This is a genomic window from Kitasatospora sp. NPDC057595 (assembly GCF_042800875.1).
GTDB lineage: Bacteria > Actinomycetota > Actinomycetes > Streptomycetales > Streptomycetaceae > Kitasatospora.
The window spans coordinates 43,087-58,019 of record NZ_JBHVGL010000019.1 but is presented as its reverse complement, the minus strand read 5'-3'; the positions used below and the strand labels follow the sequence as shown (position 1 = coordinate 58,019).

Sequence of the window (14,933 nt, the reverse complement as noted above, 5' to 3'; positions counted from 1 at the left end):
GGGAGGCGGCCGTCAACTGCCGGCCTCCAGGTCGGGGACGACCTCCCTCAGCTGCTCGACGGAGATCGCGCCGGCCCGCAGCAGCACGGGCACCTTGCCGGTGACGTCCACGATCGACGAGGCCTGGGCGTGGTCGGCGGTGCCGCCGTCCAGGTAGACCGAGATGGCGTCGCCGAGCTGCTGCTGGGCCTCGTCGCAGGTGGCCGGGGACGGGCCGCCGGTCCGGTTGGCGCTGGAGACGGCCATCGGTCCGGTGGCGTTCAGCAGCTCGATGGCGACCGGGTGCAGCGGCATCCGGACGGCGACGGTGCCCCGGGTGTCGCCGAGGTCCCAGCGCAGCGAGGGCTGGTGCCGGGCGACCAGGGTGAGGCCGCCGGGCCAGAAGGCGTCGACGAGCTCCCAGGCCTGCTCGGAGAAGTCGGTGACCAGGCCGTGCAGGGTGGTCGGCGAGCCGACCAGGACCGGCGAGGGCATGTTGCGGCCGCGGCCCTTGGCGGCGAGCAGGGCGCCCACGGCCTCCGGGGAGAAGGCGTCCGCGCCGACCCCGTACAGGGTGTCGGTGGGCAGCACGACGAGTTCGCCGCGGCGGATGGCCGAGGCGGCCTCGCGCAGGCCGGTGGCGCGGTCCCCGGTGTCGGCACAGTCGTAGCGGCGGCTCATCGGTGCGGTCCCCTTCCGAACGGGCTCATGGCGTGGTTCACAGCGACGCCTTGCGCGCCGTGGTGAAGCGGGGGCGGTTGTTGAGGTCCCGGTGGTCGGCGGCGTCGGTCCAGCCGCCCTCCTCGTTGAAGATCCACGGGACCTGTCCGCCCTGGGTGTCGGCGTGCTCGATCACCACGGCACCGCCCGGACGCAGCAGCCGGGCGGCGACCCGCTCGATGCCGCGGATGGTGTCGAGGCCGTCCTCGCCGGAGAACAGCGACATCTGCGGGTCGTGGTCGCGGGCCTCCGGGGCGACGTACTCCCACTCGGTGAGCGGGATGTACGGCGGGTTGGAGATGACCAGGTCGAAGCGGCCGTCCCAGGCGCGGTCGTCCTCGAAGGCCCGGGTGGCGTCGCCCTCGTGCAGGGTGACCCGGGCGCGGTCGGGCGAGGCCTCGATGTTGCGCCGGGTGTACGGCAGCGCGCCCTCGTCGAGCTCGAAGGCGTGCACGGTGGAGCGCGGCAGCTCCTGGGCGAGGGCGAGCGCGATGGCGCCGGAGCCGGAGCACAGGTCGACCACCAACGGCTCGGCGACGTCCATCTCTCGGACCGCGTCTATGGCCCACTCGACGACCGTCTCGGTCTCCGGGCGGGGCACGAACACGCCCGGCCCGACCGCCAGTTCGAGGTAGCGGAAGAAGGCCCGGCCGGTGATGTGCTGGAGCGGCTCACGGGCCTCGCGACGGGCGACGGCCTCCCAGTACCGGGCGTCGAAGTCGCCGTCCTGGACCGTGTGCAGCTGGCTGCGCTTGACGTTGTGGACGTGGGCGGCGAGCTCCTCCGCGTCGAAGCGCGGCGACGGCACGCCGGCCGCGGCCAACCGCTGGGTGGCCTGGGCCACCTCCGCGAGTAGCAGGTTCATCCGTACGACCTCTTGCTTCCGCTCTCCGGCCTCGACGTCGGGCTCGCTGCCGCCGGTGTCAGTTCTGTTGGGCCGCGGCGAGCTTGGCCGCGGCGTCCGCGTCGACGCAGGACTGGATGACGGGGTTCAGTTCGCCGTCCAGCACCTGGTCCAGGTTGTAGGACTTGAAGCCCGTACGGTGGTCCGAGATGCGGTTCTCCGGGTAGTTGTACGTCCGGATCCGCTCGGAGCGGTCCACCGTGCGGACCTGGCTGCGGCGCGCGTCCGAGGCCTCCCGCTCGGCCTCCTCCTGCGCGGCGGCCAGCAGCCGCGAACGCAGGATGCGCATCGCCTGCTCCTTGTTCTGCAGCTGGCTCTTCTCGTTCTGGCAGGACGCCACGATACCGGTCGGCAGGTGGGTGATCCGGACCGCGGAGTCGGTGGTGTTGACCGACTGGCCGCCGGGGCCGGAGGAGCGGTACACGTCGATCCGCAGGTCGTTGGCGAGGATCTCGACCTCGACCTCCTCGGCCTCGGGGGTGACCAGCACGCCCGCCGCGGAGGTGTGGATGCGGCCCTGCGACTCGGTGGCGGGCACGCGCTGCACGCGGTGCACGCCGCCCTCGTACTTGAGCCGGGCCCAGACGCCCTGGCCGGGCTCCGCGTTGCCCTTGGTCTTCACGGCGACCGAGACGTCCTTGTACCCGCCGAGGTCGGACTCGTTGGAGTCGATGATCTCGGTCTTCCAGCCGATCCGCTCGGCGAAGCGCAGGTACATCCGGAGCAGGTCGCCGGCGAACAGCGCGGACTCCTCGCCGCCCTCGCCCGCCTTGATCTCCAGGATGACGTCCTTGTCGTCGCTCGGGTCGCGCGGGACGAGCAGCAGCCGCAGCTCCTCGGTCAGCTCCTCGCGGCGGGCCTCGCCGTCCTTCACCTCGGAGAGGAACTCCGGGTCCTCGGCGGCGAGTTCGCGGGCGGCCTCGATGTCGTCACCGGCCTGCCGCCACTGCCGGTAGACCCGGGTGATGGGGGTCAGCTCGGCGTACCGCTTGGCCAGCTTGCGGGCGTTGGCCTGGTCGGCGTGGACGGACGGGTCGGCCAGCCTCGCTTCGAGGTCGGCGTGCTCGACGAGGAGCTCTTCGACTGCCTCGAACATGGGGTGGCCTTCTTCCCGGGGATCGTCGTGCAAGGGGGGGTGGGTGCGCGGAGGTGCGGGGGGACGCGAACGGCGCCGGTCCCCAGCGCCCCCGGAAACGAGTTCGGGGGCACCGGGAGACCGGCGCCGAGGGAGCGCTAGGCCTTCGCGCTGTGCTGCTTGCCGAAGCGGGCCTCGAAGCGGGCCACGCGGCCACCGGTGTCGAGGATCTTCTGCTTGCCGGTGTAGAACGGGTGGCACTGCGAGCAGACCTCGGCGCGGATCTCGCCACTGGTCTCGGTCGAGCGGGTGGTGAACTCGGCACCGCAGGTGCAGGTCACGCGGGTGACCACGTACTCGGGGTGAACGTTGGGCTTCAAGGGGTTCTCCTAGTGTTCGGGAGGGCACCGGGTCGGCGGCTGGAATGCCGCACGTGAACCGGGACCGACGGTCCAGTCTGCCAGGACCGGCCGCTTCTTCCCAAACCGGGGGGCGCCGCGGGATATTCCGGGCCGCCCGGAGGCGCCCGGCGGGCGCGTTCAGGGGCGCTTGGCGGGCGCCTTCGCCGGGGCCGTGGCGGGCGCGGTGGGGGTGGCCTGGGCGGGGTTCTGCGGCTGGCCGGCGACCACCGCCCGCGGCACCGGCGCATCGGCCTTGAGGGCCGCCCAGAGCTGGTCCGCCTGCGGCTGCTGCTGGACCACCCGGTCCCGGTCGGTCGGGGCGGGCTCCACCGGCAGGGTGACCATGGAGAGCTGGTCCGGGCCGATCCCCTTGAGCTCCTGGGCCAGGGCGACCAGCGAGTTGACCGAGGCGAGCGCGGAGTCGGTGGTGATCGAGCGGGTCAGGGTGTCGCCGACGGACCAGAGCTTGACCGGGTTGGTCAGCAGTCCGATCCCGCCGGCCTGCTGGAGCAGCGAGCGGACCATCTGCTTCTGCAGTTCGATCCGGCCGAGGTCGCTGCCGTCGCCCACGCCGTGCCGGGTGCGGACGAAGGCGAGCGCCTGCCGGCCGTCCAGGTGGTGCTCGCCGGCCGGCAGGTCCAGGCCGCTGTCCTTGTCGTGGATGGCCACCGTGGTGGTCACGGTGGCCCCGCCTATCGCGTCCACCAGCCGGGCGAAGCCGTCGAAGTCCACCTCGACGTAGTGGTCCATCCGCAGCCCGCTGAGCTGTTCCACGGTCTTCACCGCGCAGGCCGCGCCGCCGCTCTCGTAGGCGCTGTTGAACATCGCGCGCTTGGCGGCCGGCACCGCCTTGCCCTTGCCGTCGGTGCACTCGGGGCGCGGGACGAGCGTGTCGCGCGGGATGGACACCACGTCGGCGCGGGAGTGGTCCTGGTTGACGTGCAGCACCATCGCGGTGTCCGAGCGGGCGGTGCCGCCGGTGTCGCCGCCGGCGAGGCCGGCGTTGTTGCCGGAGCGCGAGTCGGAGCCGAGCACCAGCACGTTGAAGGAACCGTCGACGGCGGCCGCCGGGCGGGCGGTGCCGAGCCGCGCGTCGATGTCGACGCTCTTGAGGTTGCCGTCCAGCCGCAGGTACGCGTACCCGGCGGCCCCGGCGCCGAGGACGGTGAGCGCGGCGACGGCGCACGCGACCGCGCGCAGCAGCTTGCGACGGCGGCTCGGGACCCTCTTGTGTTCGGCCATACGGCCCAGAGTAAATCGGACAAGATGCCAAAAACGGCTCAAGATGTCGCGAGTCTGGAACAAACCGGACCGGAACGGCAGCGGGCCCCGGACCGCTCGCGCGGTCCGGGGCCCGGGTGCTTCGACGCGTCCTGCCGCGTCAGTCGCCCGACCCGGGGGTCGTCTTGGCGATCTGCATCAGGAACTCGGCGTTGCTCTTGGTCTGCTTCATCTTGTCCAGCAGCAGCTCGATCGCCTGCTGCGAGTCGAGCGCGTGCAGCACCCGGCGCAGCTTCCAGACGATGGCGAGCTCCTCGCCGCCGAGCAGGATCTCCTCCTTGCGGGTGCTGGAGGCGTCCACGTCCACGGCCGGGAAGATGCGCTTGTCCGAGAGCTTCCGGTCGAGCTTGAGCTCCATGTTGCCGGTGCCCTTGAACTCCTCGAAGATCACCTCGTCCATCCGCGAGCCGGTCTCGACCAGCGCGGTGGCCAGGATGGTCAGCGAGCCGCCGTTCTCGATGTTGCGCGCGGCACCGAAGAACTTCTTCGGCGGGTAGAGCGCGGTCGAGTCGACACCACCGGACAGGATGCGGCCGGAGGCCGGCGCCGCCAGGTTGTAGGCACGGCCCAGACGGGTGATCGAGTCCAGCAGGATCACCACGTCGTGGCCCAGCTCCACCAGGCGCTTGGCGCGCTCGATGGCCAGCTCGGCGACGGTGGTGTGGTCCTCCGCCGGGCGGTCGAAGGTCGAGGAGATGACCTCGCCCTTCACCGACCGCTGCATGTCGGTGACCTCTTCCGGACGCTCGTCGACCAGGACGACCATCAGGTGGCACTCGGGGTTGTTGTGGGTGATCGCGTTGGCGACCGCCTGCAGCACCATCGTCTTGCCGGTCTTCGGCGGCGCGACGATCAGACCGCGCTGGCCCTTGCCGATCGGCGACACCAGGTCGATGATCCGGGTGGTCAGCACGCCCGGGTCGGTCTCCAGGCGCAGTCGCTCCTGCGGGTACAGCGGGGTCAGCTTGTTGAACTCGGGGCGGCCGCGGCCGCTCTCCGGGTCCATGCCGTTGACGGAGTCCAGCCGCACCATGGCGTTGAACTTCTCGCGGCGCTCGCCCTCGCGCGGCTGGCGCACCGCACCGGTGATGGCGTCGCCCTTGCGCAGGCCGTTCTTGCGGACCTGGGCGAGCGAGACGTAGACGTCGTTCTGGCCCGGCAGGTAGCCGGAGGTGCGCACGAACGCGTAGTTGTCGAGGATGTCGAGGATGCCCGCGACCGGGATCAGGACGTCGTCCTCGCCGATCTGCGGCTCGGTGCCGGTGGTCTCGAAGCCCTCGCGGCGGCCGCGGCCCCGGCGGTCGCGGTAGCGGCCACGCCGGCCGCGACGGCCGTCGCCGTACTCGTCGTCGTCGAAGCCGGCCTGCTGCTGAGCCTGCGGCTGCTGGGCCTGCTGGCCGCCCTGGCGGCCCTGGCCCTGCTGGCCCTCGCCCTGCGCGCCCTGCTGCTGGGTCTGGCGCTCGGCGCGGTCACGGCGGTTGCGGCGGTCGCGACGCGACTCGCGCCCCTCGCCGTCCTGGCCGGCCTGGGCCTCGGTGGCGGTCTCCTGCCGGCCCTCGCGCTCGCCGCCCTCGCGGCGGTCGCGGCGCTCCCGGCGGTCGCGGCGGGTCTCGCGACCCTCCTCGCGGCCCTCGAAGGCGCGGGCGCCCTCGGTGCGGGTCTCGGCCGGCTTGGCCTCGGTCACCACGGCGGCGGGCGCCTCGGCGGCGGTCTCGGCGGCCGGGGCGCCGGCGGCCGAGGTGGCCCGGCGGCGGGTGCGCTCGGTGCGGGCCGGCGCGGCGGTCTCGGCGGCGGCCTGGACCGGGATCTCGATCTGGGCCTGCGCCTCGGCGGCGGAGGCCTCGGCCCGGGCGGCGGCGGCCTTGCTGGTGCGGCGGGCCGGCTTCTCGGCCGGCTCGGCGGTCTCGGTCTTGGCGGCGCGCTTGGCGGCCGGAGCGGCGGTGGCGCCGGCGAGCAGCGGGTCGCCGCCGCTCTTCTCCTTGATGGTTTCGATCAGCTGGCTCTTGCGCATGCGCCCGGTACCGGTGATGCCCAGGTCCGCGGCGAGCTTCTGCAGCTCGGCCAGGACCATGCCGTCCAGGCCCGCGGCGGCGGTACGACGGCGCCGCGCCGGGGCCGCGGGGGCGGCGGCGGCGTCCGACGCCTCGGCGTCCGGGCGCGCGCCCATCAGATCGGTGGTGTCGCTCACTAAGGGTCCTTCCCTGGAGCGGACGTCGGCCTGTCTGGCTCGGCGACCGGTTGTGCTGTCCTGACCAACGCTCGACTGCGTCGGTCCGAGGCGGTGATCCCCCGAATGGCGCTGGGTGCCGTTCGGGAGAGAGCTGCGAGGTGCGGTGCTTGAAGCACGGTGGTGCTGAGTGGCGTGGTGGGACGGTCGAGTGTCGACCCTCCCCCGGCCGCCGGCCGGGAGGTGCCCCCACGCTGCCTGCGAATCCCGGGCCCCCGTCGCGTGACGGTGGCCCGCGCTCCGCCCGTCCTGGCCTCGGGTGGGAGGCCGCGGGTGGGAGTCAGGTGCCGTCACGGCTTCGGGATGCGGCCGCAAGTCGCGCAGGCAGGCTGCGTACGCGCTGCGGTGGGCTCCCGGAGAATCGTCGCCCCGTGCATCGCCGGGACTCCGCTGGTGCGGAGTGCTGGGATCGGGACGCGGCGCACCGAGCCCCGGAGGGCACCTGGTGCAGCAATGAGGTTAACACTACCGACCCCCTCAGACATTCCCCAGCCTTGCGCTTGCCAATCGTGTCCGGACGGCCCGGCCCGGACGGCGTGCTCAGACGTCGAGCGGGAGCACCGCGGCGCCGGTCCGGTCGAGTTCGAGCCGGTGCGCGGCGAACGCCGGGCCGTCGGCGCCGTGGCCGTCGGCGAAGTCCAGGACCTTCTGCACGCCCGCCTCGTCGGTGAGCGCGAGCACGGTCGGGCCGGCGCCGGAGATCACCGCGGGCACGCCCTCGGCGCGCAGCGCGGCCACCAGCGCGGCGCTGTCCGGCATCGCGGAGGCCCGGTAGTCCTGGTGGATCCGGTCCTCGGTGGCGGTCAGCAGCAGGTCCGGCCGCCGGGTCAGCGCCTCGACCAGCAGCGCGGACCGGCCGGCGTTGGCGGCGGCGTCGGCCAGCGGGACGGTCTTCGGCAGCAGGCCGCGGGCGGTCTCGGTGAGCACCTCGGTGCCCGGTACGAACACCACCGGGACGACCTCGGCGGACGGCTCCAGGGCGATCGCCCTGGCGGTGTCCTCCTCGGTCCACGCCACGGTGAAGTTGCCGCGCAGACAGGCCGCCACGTTGTCCGGGTGGCCCTCCAGCTCGGAGGCGAGGGCCAGCAGGGCGTCGTCGTCCAGGGCGGACGGGCCGCCGATGGTGACGGCGCGGGCAGCGACGATGCCGGCGCAGATGGCGGCGGACGAGGAGCCCAGGCCGCGGCCGTGCGGTATCCGGTTGGCACAGACCACTTCGAGGCCGCGCGGCTGGCCGCCGAGGCGGTCGAAGGCGGCGCGCATCGAGCGGACCAGCAGGTGGCGCTCGTCGCGCGGGAGCGTGTCGGCGCCCTCGCCGGCGATGTCGACGGAGAGCCCGGAGTCGGCGACCCGGACGACCACGTCGTCGTACAGACCCAGCGCGAGTCCGAAGGCGTCGAAACCCGGACCGAGGTTGGCGCTGGTCGCGGGAACCCGGACCCGGACGGCGGCGGCACGGAACGCAGGACCGGCCATGCGGTGGACTCTCCTGGGGAAATCGGGCGGCGCGAAGCGCGTCGGTGCGAGGGTGGGGAGCGGGCCTCGGGCCCCGGCCGGGGCGAACGGTCACAGTCGGTGGTGCGGCCCGCGAAGGGGCCGGACCCGGGGCATGTGCCACACGGCCGGACCCAGAGTATCGAAGAGAGGTTCCACAGCGGTACACCCCGTGGGCCTTCGATCTGGTGTGTTGCCGGTTCTGGCCGGAATGCATGCGGGAATCGGATCGGAATGCGCCGGTAAATTGACACAAAAGTGTCAGTCGAGAACGCAAACCGGGCCGACCCCCGAAAGGGTCGGCCCGGGTGGGGGCCTGGCCCCCGTGGCGGTGGGGGGCTAGTCGAGCAGGCCCAGGCGCCGGGCGGCGGCCTCGGGGTCGACCGGGACGATCTGCGGCTGCGGCGCGCCGGCCACCGCCCAGTCCGGGTCCTTGAGGCCGTTGCCGGTCACCGTGCAGACGATCCGCTGGCCCGGGTCGACCAGGCCGGCCTCCGCCTTGGCCAGCAGTCCGGCCACCGAGGCGGCCGAGGCGGGCTCCACGAAGACGCCCTCCTGGGAGGCCAACAGCCGGTACGCGGAGAGGATCTGACGGTCGGTCACCTTGTCGATAAGACCGCCCGACTCGTCCCGCGCGGCGAGCGCGTAGTCCCAGGAGGCCGGGTTGCCGATCCGGATCGCGGTGGCGATGGTCTGCGGCTGCAGCACCGGGGCGCCGTCGACGATCGGGGCCGAGCCGGAGGCCTGGAAGCCCCACATCCGCGGGGTGCGGGTGGCCAGGCCGTCCGCCGCATACTCGCGGTAGCCCTTCCAGTAGGCGGTGATGTTGCCCGCGTTGCCGACCGGCAGCACGTGGATGTCCGGAGCGTCGCCGAGCATGTCGACGATCTCGAAGGCGGCGGTCTTCTGGCCCTCGATCCGGACCGGGTTCACCGAGTTGACCAGCGCCACCGGGTACTTCTCGGACAGTTCACGCGCAAGGGTGAGGCAGTCGTCGAAGTTCCCGTCCACCTGGAGGATCTTCGCGCCGTGCACCAGCGCCTGGCCCATCTTGCCCAGGGCGATCTTGCCCTGCGGGACGAGCACCGCCGACACCATCCGCGCCCGCACCGCGTACGCGGCGGCGGAGGCCGAGGTGTTGCCGGTGGAGGCGCAGATGACGGCCTGGGCGCCGTCCTCCTTCGCCTTGGAGATGGCCATCGTCATGCCGCGGTCCTTGAAGGACCCGGTCGGGTTGGCGCCCTCGACCTTGAGGTAGACCTCGCAGCCGGTGCGCTCGGAGAGCACCTGGGCGGGGACCAGCGGGGTGCCGCCCTCCAGCAGGGTGACCACCGGGGTGGCCGCGCTGACCGGCAGGCGGTCCCGGTACTCCTCGATCAGACCACGCCACTGGTGGGTGTGGGTGCCACGGGCGGCGTTCTCGGCAACGCTGCTCATCATCTGTTCCTATTCCCCTTCGACCCGCATGATGCTGGCCACGTCGCGCACGCTGTCGAGTGCGCGGAGCTTGTCCACCGTCGCCGACAGCGCGGCGTCGGTGGCGCGGTGGGTGACCACGACGAGCGAGGCGTCGCCGTCGCGGCCCTGCTGGCGCACGGTGTCGATGGAGACGCCGTGCTCGGCGAAGACGGAGGCGACCTGGGCGAGCACGCCCGCCCGGTCGTCGACGTCCAGGCTGACGTGGTAGCGGGTGACGACCTCGTCCATCGGCTTGGCCGGCAGCCTGGTGTACACCGAGTCGCCGGGGCCGGTGGCACCGGCGAGCTTGTTGCGGCACACCGCGACGAGGTCGCCGAGGACCGCGGAGGCGGTCGGCGCGCCGCCCGCGCCCGGGCCGTAGAACATCAGCCGGCCGGCCGCCTCGGCCTCCACGAACACCGCGTTGTACGCCTCGCGGACCGAGGCCAGCGGGTGCGACAGCGGGATCATCGCCGGGTGGACGCGCGCGGTGACCGACTCGCCGTCGGCGGCCCGCTCGCAGATCGCCAGCAGCTTCACCACGCAGCCCATCGCCTTGGCGGAGGCGATGTCGGCGGCGGTCACCTCGGTGAGGCCCTCGCGGTAGACGTCCGCCGCGGTCACCTTGGTGTGGAAGGCGATGCCGGCCAGGATCGCGGCCTTGGCGGCGGCGTCGAAGCCCTCCACGTCGGCGGTGGGGTCGGCCTCGGCGTAACCGAGCGCGGTGGCCTCCTCCAGCGCCTCCGAGTACCCGGCGCCGGTGGAGTCCATCTTGTCGAGGATGAAGTTGGTGGTGCCGTTGACGATGCCCAGCACCCGGTTGACCCGGTCGCCGGCCAGCGACTCGCGCAGCGGGCGCAGCAGCGGGATCGCGCCGGCCACCGCGGCCTCGTAGTACAGGTCCACCCCGGCCTCGGCGGCCGCCGCGTGCAGCTCGGTGCCGTCCTTGGCCAGCAGCGCCTTGTTGGCGCTGACCACCGAGGCGCCCTGCCGGAACGCCGACAGGATGAGGTGTTTGGACGGCTCGATGCCGCCCACGACCTCGATCACCACGTCGATGTCGCCCCGGTTGACCAGCGCCTCGGCATCGGTGGTGAGCAGGTGCTCGGGCACCCCCGGGCGGGGGCGGCCCGCCCGGCGGACCGCGATGCCGGCGAGCTCGACCGGCGCGCCGATGCGCGCGGCGAGGTCGGCGGCGTCTGTCGTCATGATGCGCGCCACCTCGGAGCCCACCACACCACAGCCCAGCAACGCCACCTTCAGCGGCCGCGTACGCATCATCCGACTCCGCTCATTCATCGTGCTTCGGTCGTTCCGGCGGGATTTTCGGGGGCCCGCCGGACTTTCGGTCCCTACCAGTCTCCGGGACTTTCCGTACGGATCTACGGTCGTTCCATGATCTGAGACAAGGATTTCGTCATCCGATATCGAGACGCAGGAGATCCTCCTCCGTCTCGCGCCGGACGATCACCCGGGCCGCACCGTCCTGGACGGCGAGCACGGGGGGCTTGAGGGCGTGGTTGTAGTTGCTCGCCATGGAGCGGCAGTACGCGCCGGTGGCGGGCACCGCGACGAGGTCGCCGGGGGCGAGGTCGGCCGGCAGGAAGGCGTCCCGGACGACGATGTCGCCGGACTCGCAGTGCTTGCCGACCACCCGGACCAGCATCGGCTCGGCCTCGCTGGTGCGCGACACCAGGGCCACCGAGTACTCGGCGTCGTACAGCGCGGTGCGGATGTTGTCGGACATCCCGCCGTCCACGCTGACGTAGGTGCGCAGGCCCTCCAGCGGCTTGACGGTGCCGACCTCGTACAGGGTGAACGCGGTCGGGCCGACGATCGCCCGGCCCGGCTCCACGCTCAGCCGGGGGGCGGTGAGGTTCGCGGCGGCGCACTCGCGGCGCACGATCTCGGCCAGCGCGGCGGCGATCTCGGCCGGCTCGCGCGGGTCGTCCTCGCTGGTGTAGGCGATGCCCAGGCCGCCGCCGAGGTCGATCTCGGGCAGCTCGACGCCGTGCTCGTCGCGGATCGACGCCAGCAGGCCGACCACCCGGCGGGCGGCCACCTCGAAGCCGGCGGTGTCGAAGATCTGCGAGCCGATGTGCGAGTGGATGCCGCGCAGTTCCAGGCTCGCGCCGTGCGCCAGCACCCGGCGGACCGCCTCGGCGGCCGCTCCCCCGGTCAGCGACAGGCCGAACTTCTGGTCCTCGTGCGCGGTGGCGATGAACTCGTGGGTGTGCGCCTCGACGCCGACGGTGATCCGGATCAGCACCGGCTGGCGCACGCCCTGGTGGCCGGCGATGGCCGCCAGGCGCTCGATCTCCTCGTAGGAGTCGACCACGATGTGCCCGACCCCGGTCTTCACCGCGTGTTCGAGCTCGTCCACCGACTTGTTGTTGCCGTGCAGCGCGATCCGCTCCGGCGGCATCCCGGCGGCCAGTGCCACGGCCAGCTCGCCCGGGCTGCAGACGTCGAGGTTGAGGCCCTCCTCGTGCAGCCAGCGCACGACCGCCTTGGAGAGGAAGGCCTTGCCCGCGTAGAAGACGTCGGCGTCCGCGCCGAACGCCTCGCGCCAGGCGCGGGCCCGGGCCCGGAAGTCGGCCTCGTCCATGACGTAGGCCGGGGTGCCGAACTCGGCGGCCAGCCGCTTGACGTCGACGCCGCCGACGGTGACCACGCCCTCGGCGTCACGGGTGACGGTCCGGGACCAGACCTTGGGGTCGAGCGCGTTCAGGTCGCTCGGCGGCGCCTGGTAGTGGCCCTCGGGCAGCACGTCGCCGTGCCGGGGACCTGCGGGGTGTGCGGAGCGAGACATGTCGTTGGTTCCCTCGACCTATGGCGAGGGGCGGCGACGGTCCCCGTTGACCGTCCGCCGCCCCCGCTGTGCACATGGGGGTGGTGCCTACATCCGCTCGGGCGCCGAGACGCCCAGCAGCGTCAGGCCGTTCGCGACGACCGTGCGTGTCGCGTCGGCGAGCCAGAGCCGGGCGCGCGTGAGGTCGGTGACCTCCTCGTCGCCCCGCGGCAGGATGCGGCAGTTGTCGTAGAAGCGGTGGTACTTGGCCGCAAGGTCCTCCAGGTACGTCGCGACGCGGTGCGGCTCGCGCAGCTCGCCGGCCGAGGCCAGCACGCGCGGGAACTCACCGAGGTGACCGAGCAGGTCGGACTCCCACTCGGTGGCCAGCAGCTCCGGTTTGAAGTCCTCGGCCGCGCCGCGCGAGACGCCGTGCTCGTCGGCGTTGCGCTGGACCGCGCACATCCGCGAGTGGGCGTACTGGACGTAGTACACCCGGTTCTCGTTGGTCTGGCTGGTCAGGATGTTGATGTCGAGCGTGATGGTGGAGTCGGTGGAGGAGCGCGCCAGGGTGTAGCGGGCCGCGTCCACGCCGATCCACTCGACGACGTCGTCGATCGTGATGATGTTGCCGGCCCGCTTGGACATGCGGACCTCTTCGCCGTCGCGAAGCATCTTCACGAACTGGCCGATCTTGACCTCGATGTTGTGGTTCATGTCGTCGCCCGCGCAGGCCGCGATGGCCTTGAGGCGGTTGACGTAGCCGTGGTGGTCGGCGCCCAGCATGTAGAGCGCGACCTCGGTGCCGCGGTCCCGCTTGGACAGGTAGTAGGCGGCGTCGGCGGCGAAGTAGGTGGTGTCGCCGTCGGCCTTGACCAGGACGCGGTCCTTGTCGTCGCCGAAGTCGGTGGTGCGCAGCCAGACGGCGCCGTCCTGCTCGAAGACGTGGCCCTGCTCGCGCAGCCGCTCGATGGCCGTGCCGACGGCGCCCGAGTCGTGCAGCGACTTCTCCGAGAACCAGACGTCGAAGTGGGTGCCGAACTCGTCCATCGAGCGCTTGATCTCGGCGACCATGAGCTTCAGGCCCTCGGCGCGGAAGACCTGGAGCTGCTCGTCCTCGGACTTCTCCAGCAGGCCCGGGACGGCCTCGGTGATCGCCTTGGCGATGTCGACGATGTACTCGCCGACGTAGCCACCCTCCGGCACCTCGCGGCCGTTCGCGGCGGCCTGCAGCGAGCCGGCGAACTTGCTGATCTGCACGCCGGCGTCGTTGAGGTAGTACTCGGTGGTGACGTCGGCGCCGCAGGCCCGCAGCACGCGCGCCAGCGAGTCGCCGACGGCCGCCCAGCGCACGCCGCCGATGTGGATCGGGCCGGTCGGGTTGGCGGAGACGAACTCCAGGTTGATCTTCAGACCGGCGAGGTCCCCGTTGCGGCCGTAGGCCTCGCCCGCCTCGACGATGGTGCGCGCCAGCGCGCCCGCGGTGGCGGTGTCCAGGGTGATGTTCAGGAAGCCCGGGCCGGCGATGTCGACCTTGGCGACGCCGGTGATCCCTCGCAGGCGGTCGGCCAGCACCTCGGCAACGGCTCGCGGCGGCCGGCCGGCCGACTTCGCGAGCTGGAGGGCCACGTTGGTCGCGTAGTCGCCGTGGTCCCTGTTCTTGGGCCGCTCGACCGTCACGTGCTCGGGCACGGCGACGGCCAGCTCGCCCGCCTCGACGGCGGCGCTCACTGCGGCCTGGACTGCCTGGGAAAGCTCTGCGGGGGTCACGACGCCAAGCGTAGGCGAGAGGGGGAGTGCGCCCGCCACCCGGTTTACCGGTTGAGACGTCCGGCCCCCGGCGCTCAGCCCCGATCGCTCGAATCTGTTCGCTGAGGGCGAAACCCGCCCTGCGCCTCGTCGGCCGCCCCGCCGGCCGCCCCGCCGGCTGTCGCGTCCCCCCGGCCGAGCTCGACCAGCCGGCGCACCAGCGCCACCAGGTCCGCCGGGTCGAAGGGCTTGCCCAGGTAGCCGTCCACCCCGACCGACTCCCCCCGGTCCAGGTCGGCCGGAGTGCAGGCGCTCACGATCGCGATCGGCAGCAGCCTGGTCCCCGGCGCCGCCCGCAGCCGGGCCGCCGTCCGCAGGCCGTCCAGTCGCGGCATCATCACGTCCAGCGTCACCACGTCGGGCTTCACCCGGCGGACCACCTCCAGGCACTCGGCGCCGTCGGCGGCGGTCACCACCTCGAAGCCCTCGAGCTCCAGGTTGACCCTGATCAGCTGGCGGATCACCTCGCTGTCGTCCACCACGAGGACCCGCCCGGACACTCCCGACACCTCACCGAGGGTATCGGCGGCCCCGCCGCCCCGTCCGGCCTTTCCGCACTTCCACCGGACCGGCCGCCCGGCCCCCGCGCGAAACCCGTGCACGGAGCACGCTCCGGGCCTGGTAGTGTTCTCCACGTCGAAGCGAACGCGACGACAACACCGAGCAAGCCCCCGTAGCTCAGGGGATAGAGCACCGCCCTCCGGAGGCGGGTGCGTAGGTTCGAATCCTACCGGGGGCACTTCGCGAGAAGTGCCGAAGAGGCCCAGGCCAGTGGCGAGTTGCCACCGGACTGG

General features: G+C 72.6%; 12 protein-coding genes and 1 tRNA gene. 1 reads left to right on the top strand and 12 read right to left on the bottom strand.

Translation table 11 applies throughout. The features are described 5' to 3' along the window. Window positions 1-12 precede the first annotated feature (12 nt). From ACFU9E_RS25975 to ACFU9E_RS25920, 12 genes are all read right to left on the bottom strand, one after another. Complete coding sequence (locus ACFU9E_RS25975) at window positions 13-660, bottom strand: L-threonylcarbamoyladenylate synthase (protein ID WP_355371309.1); 648 nt, start codon at window positions 658-660, stop codon at window positions 13-15. Between the two features lie 37 nt (window positions 661-697). Further along, complete coding sequence (prmC, locus tag ACFU9E_RS25970; RefSeq protein ID WP_350553031.1) at window positions 698-1,564, bottom strand: peptide chain release factor N(5)-glutamine methyltransferase; 867 nt, start codon at window positions 1,562-1,564, stop codon at window positions 698-700. Window positions 1,565-1,622: 58 nt separating this feature from the next. Then, the gene (gene prfA / locus ACFU9E_RS25965) at window positions 1,623-2,699 is read right to left on the bottom strand and encodes a peptide chain release factor 1 (protein WP_355371306.1); all 1,077 of its coding nucleotides are present in this window, start codon (window positions 2,697-2,699) and stop codon (window positions 1,623-1,625) included. Window positions 2,700-2,836: 137 nt separating this feature from the next. Continuing rightward, a complete protein-coding gene (gene rpmE, locus ACFU9E_RS25960; protein ID WP_030057539.1) occupies window positions 2,837-3,058 on the bottom strand; it encodes a 50S ribosomal protein L31 in 222 nt (73 codons plus the stop codon). A gap of 159 nt (window positions 3,059-3,217) precedes the next feature. Further along, complete coding sequence (locus tag ACFU9E_RS25955) at window positions 3,218-4,321, bottom strand: LCP family protein (RefSeq protein ID WP_380681338.1); 1,104 nt, start codon at window positions 4,319-4,321, stop codon at window positions 3,218-3,220. Between the two features lie 139 nt (window positions 4,322-4,460). Then, window positions 4,461-6,548, bottom strand: coding sequence for a transcription termination factor Rho (rho, locus tag ACFU9E_RS25950; protein ID WP_380684809.1), 2,088 nt, complete (start codon window positions 6,546-6,548; stop codon window positions 4,461-4,463). Window positions 6,549-7,127: 579 nt separating this feature from the next. Then, on the bottom strand, window positions 7,128-8,063 hold the full coding sequence (thrB, locus tag ACFU9E_RS25945) for a homoserine kinase (RefSeq protein ID WP_380684808.1): 936 nt from the start codon (window positions 8,061-8,063) through the stop codon (window positions 7,128-7,130). A gap of 357 nt (window positions 8,064-8,420) precedes the next feature. Continuing rightward, window positions 8,421-9,518 (bottom strand): threonine synthase, encoded by a 1,098-nt coding sequence (gene thrC, locus ACFU9E_RS25940; RefSeq protein ID WP_380684807.1) that lies wholly within the window; start codon window positions 9,516-9,518, stop codon window positions 8,421-8,423. Between the two features lie 9 nt (window positions 9,519-9,527). Further along, a complete protein-coding gene (locus ACFU9E_RS25935) occupies window positions 9,528-10,820 on the bottom strand; it encodes a homoserine dehydrogenase (protein WP_380684806.1) in 1,293 nt (430 codons plus the stop codon). 136 nt (window positions 10,821-10,956) lie between these two features. Next, on the bottom strand, window positions 10,957-12,351 hold the full coding sequence (gene lysA, locus ACFU9E_RS25930; protein WP_380684805.1) for a diaminopimelate decarboxylase: 1,395 nt from the start codon (window positions 12,349-12,351) through the stop codon (window positions 10,957-10,959). Between the two features lie 87 nt (window positions 12,352-12,438). After that, on the bottom strand, window positions 12,439-14,100 hold the full coding sequence (gene argS, locus ACFU9E_RS25925) for an arginine--tRNA ligase (RefSeq protein ID WP_380684804.1): 1,662 nt from the start codon (window positions 14,098-14,100) through the stop codon (window positions 12,439-12,441). A gap of 74 nt (window positions 14,101-14,174) precedes the next feature. Next, window positions 14,175-14,648 (bottom strand): response regulator, encoded by a 474-nt coding sequence (locus ACFU9E_RS25920; protein ID WP_380684803.1) that lies wholly within the window; start codon window positions 14,646-14,648, stop codon window positions 14,175-14,177. A 158-nt stretch (window positions 14,649-14,806) separates the two neighbouring features. Between ACFU9E_RS25920 and ACFU9E_RS25915 the strand changes: the two genes are divergently transcribed. Then, window positions 14,807-14,878: transfer RNA gene (locus tag ACFU9E_RS25915), tRNA-Arg, on the top strand. The last annotated feature ends 55 nt before the right edge of the window (window positions 14,879-14,933 follow it).

Bases quoted from the DNA above. Each gene is read 5' to 3' on its own strand.
- ACFU9E_RS25975 (WP_355371309.1), bottom strand. From the start codon at position 660: ATGAGCCGCCGCTACGACTGTGCCGACACCGGGGACCGCGCCACCGGC.
- lysA (WP_380684805.1), bottom strand. From the start codon at position 12,351: ATGTCTCGCTCCGCACACCCCGCAGGTCCCCGGCACGGCGACGTGCTG.
- prfA (WP_355371306.1), bottom strand. From the start codon at position 2,699: ATGTTCGAGGCAGTCGAAGAGCTCCTCGTCGAGCACGCCGACCTCGAA.
- prmC (WP_350553031.1), bottom strand. From the start codon at position 1,564: ATGAACCTGCTACTCGCGGAGGTGGCCCAGGCCACCCAGCGGTTGGCC.
- thrC (WP_380684807.1), bottom strand. From the start codon at position 9,518: ATGAGCAGCGTTGCCGAGAACGCCGCCCGTGGCACCCACACCCACCAG.
- ACFU9E_RS25955 (WP_380681338.1), bottom strand. From the start codon at position 4,321: ATGGCCGAACACAAGAGGGTCCCGAGCCGCCGTCGCAAGCTGCTGCGC.
- ACFU9E_RS25935 (WP_380684806.1), bottom strand. From the start codon at position 10,820: ATGATGCGTACGCGGCCGCTGAAGGTGGCGTTGCTGGGCTGTGGTGTG.
- thrB (WP_380684808.1), bottom strand. From the start codon at position 8,063: ATGGCCGGTCCTGCGTTCCGTGCCGCCGCCGTCCGGGTCCGGGTTCCC.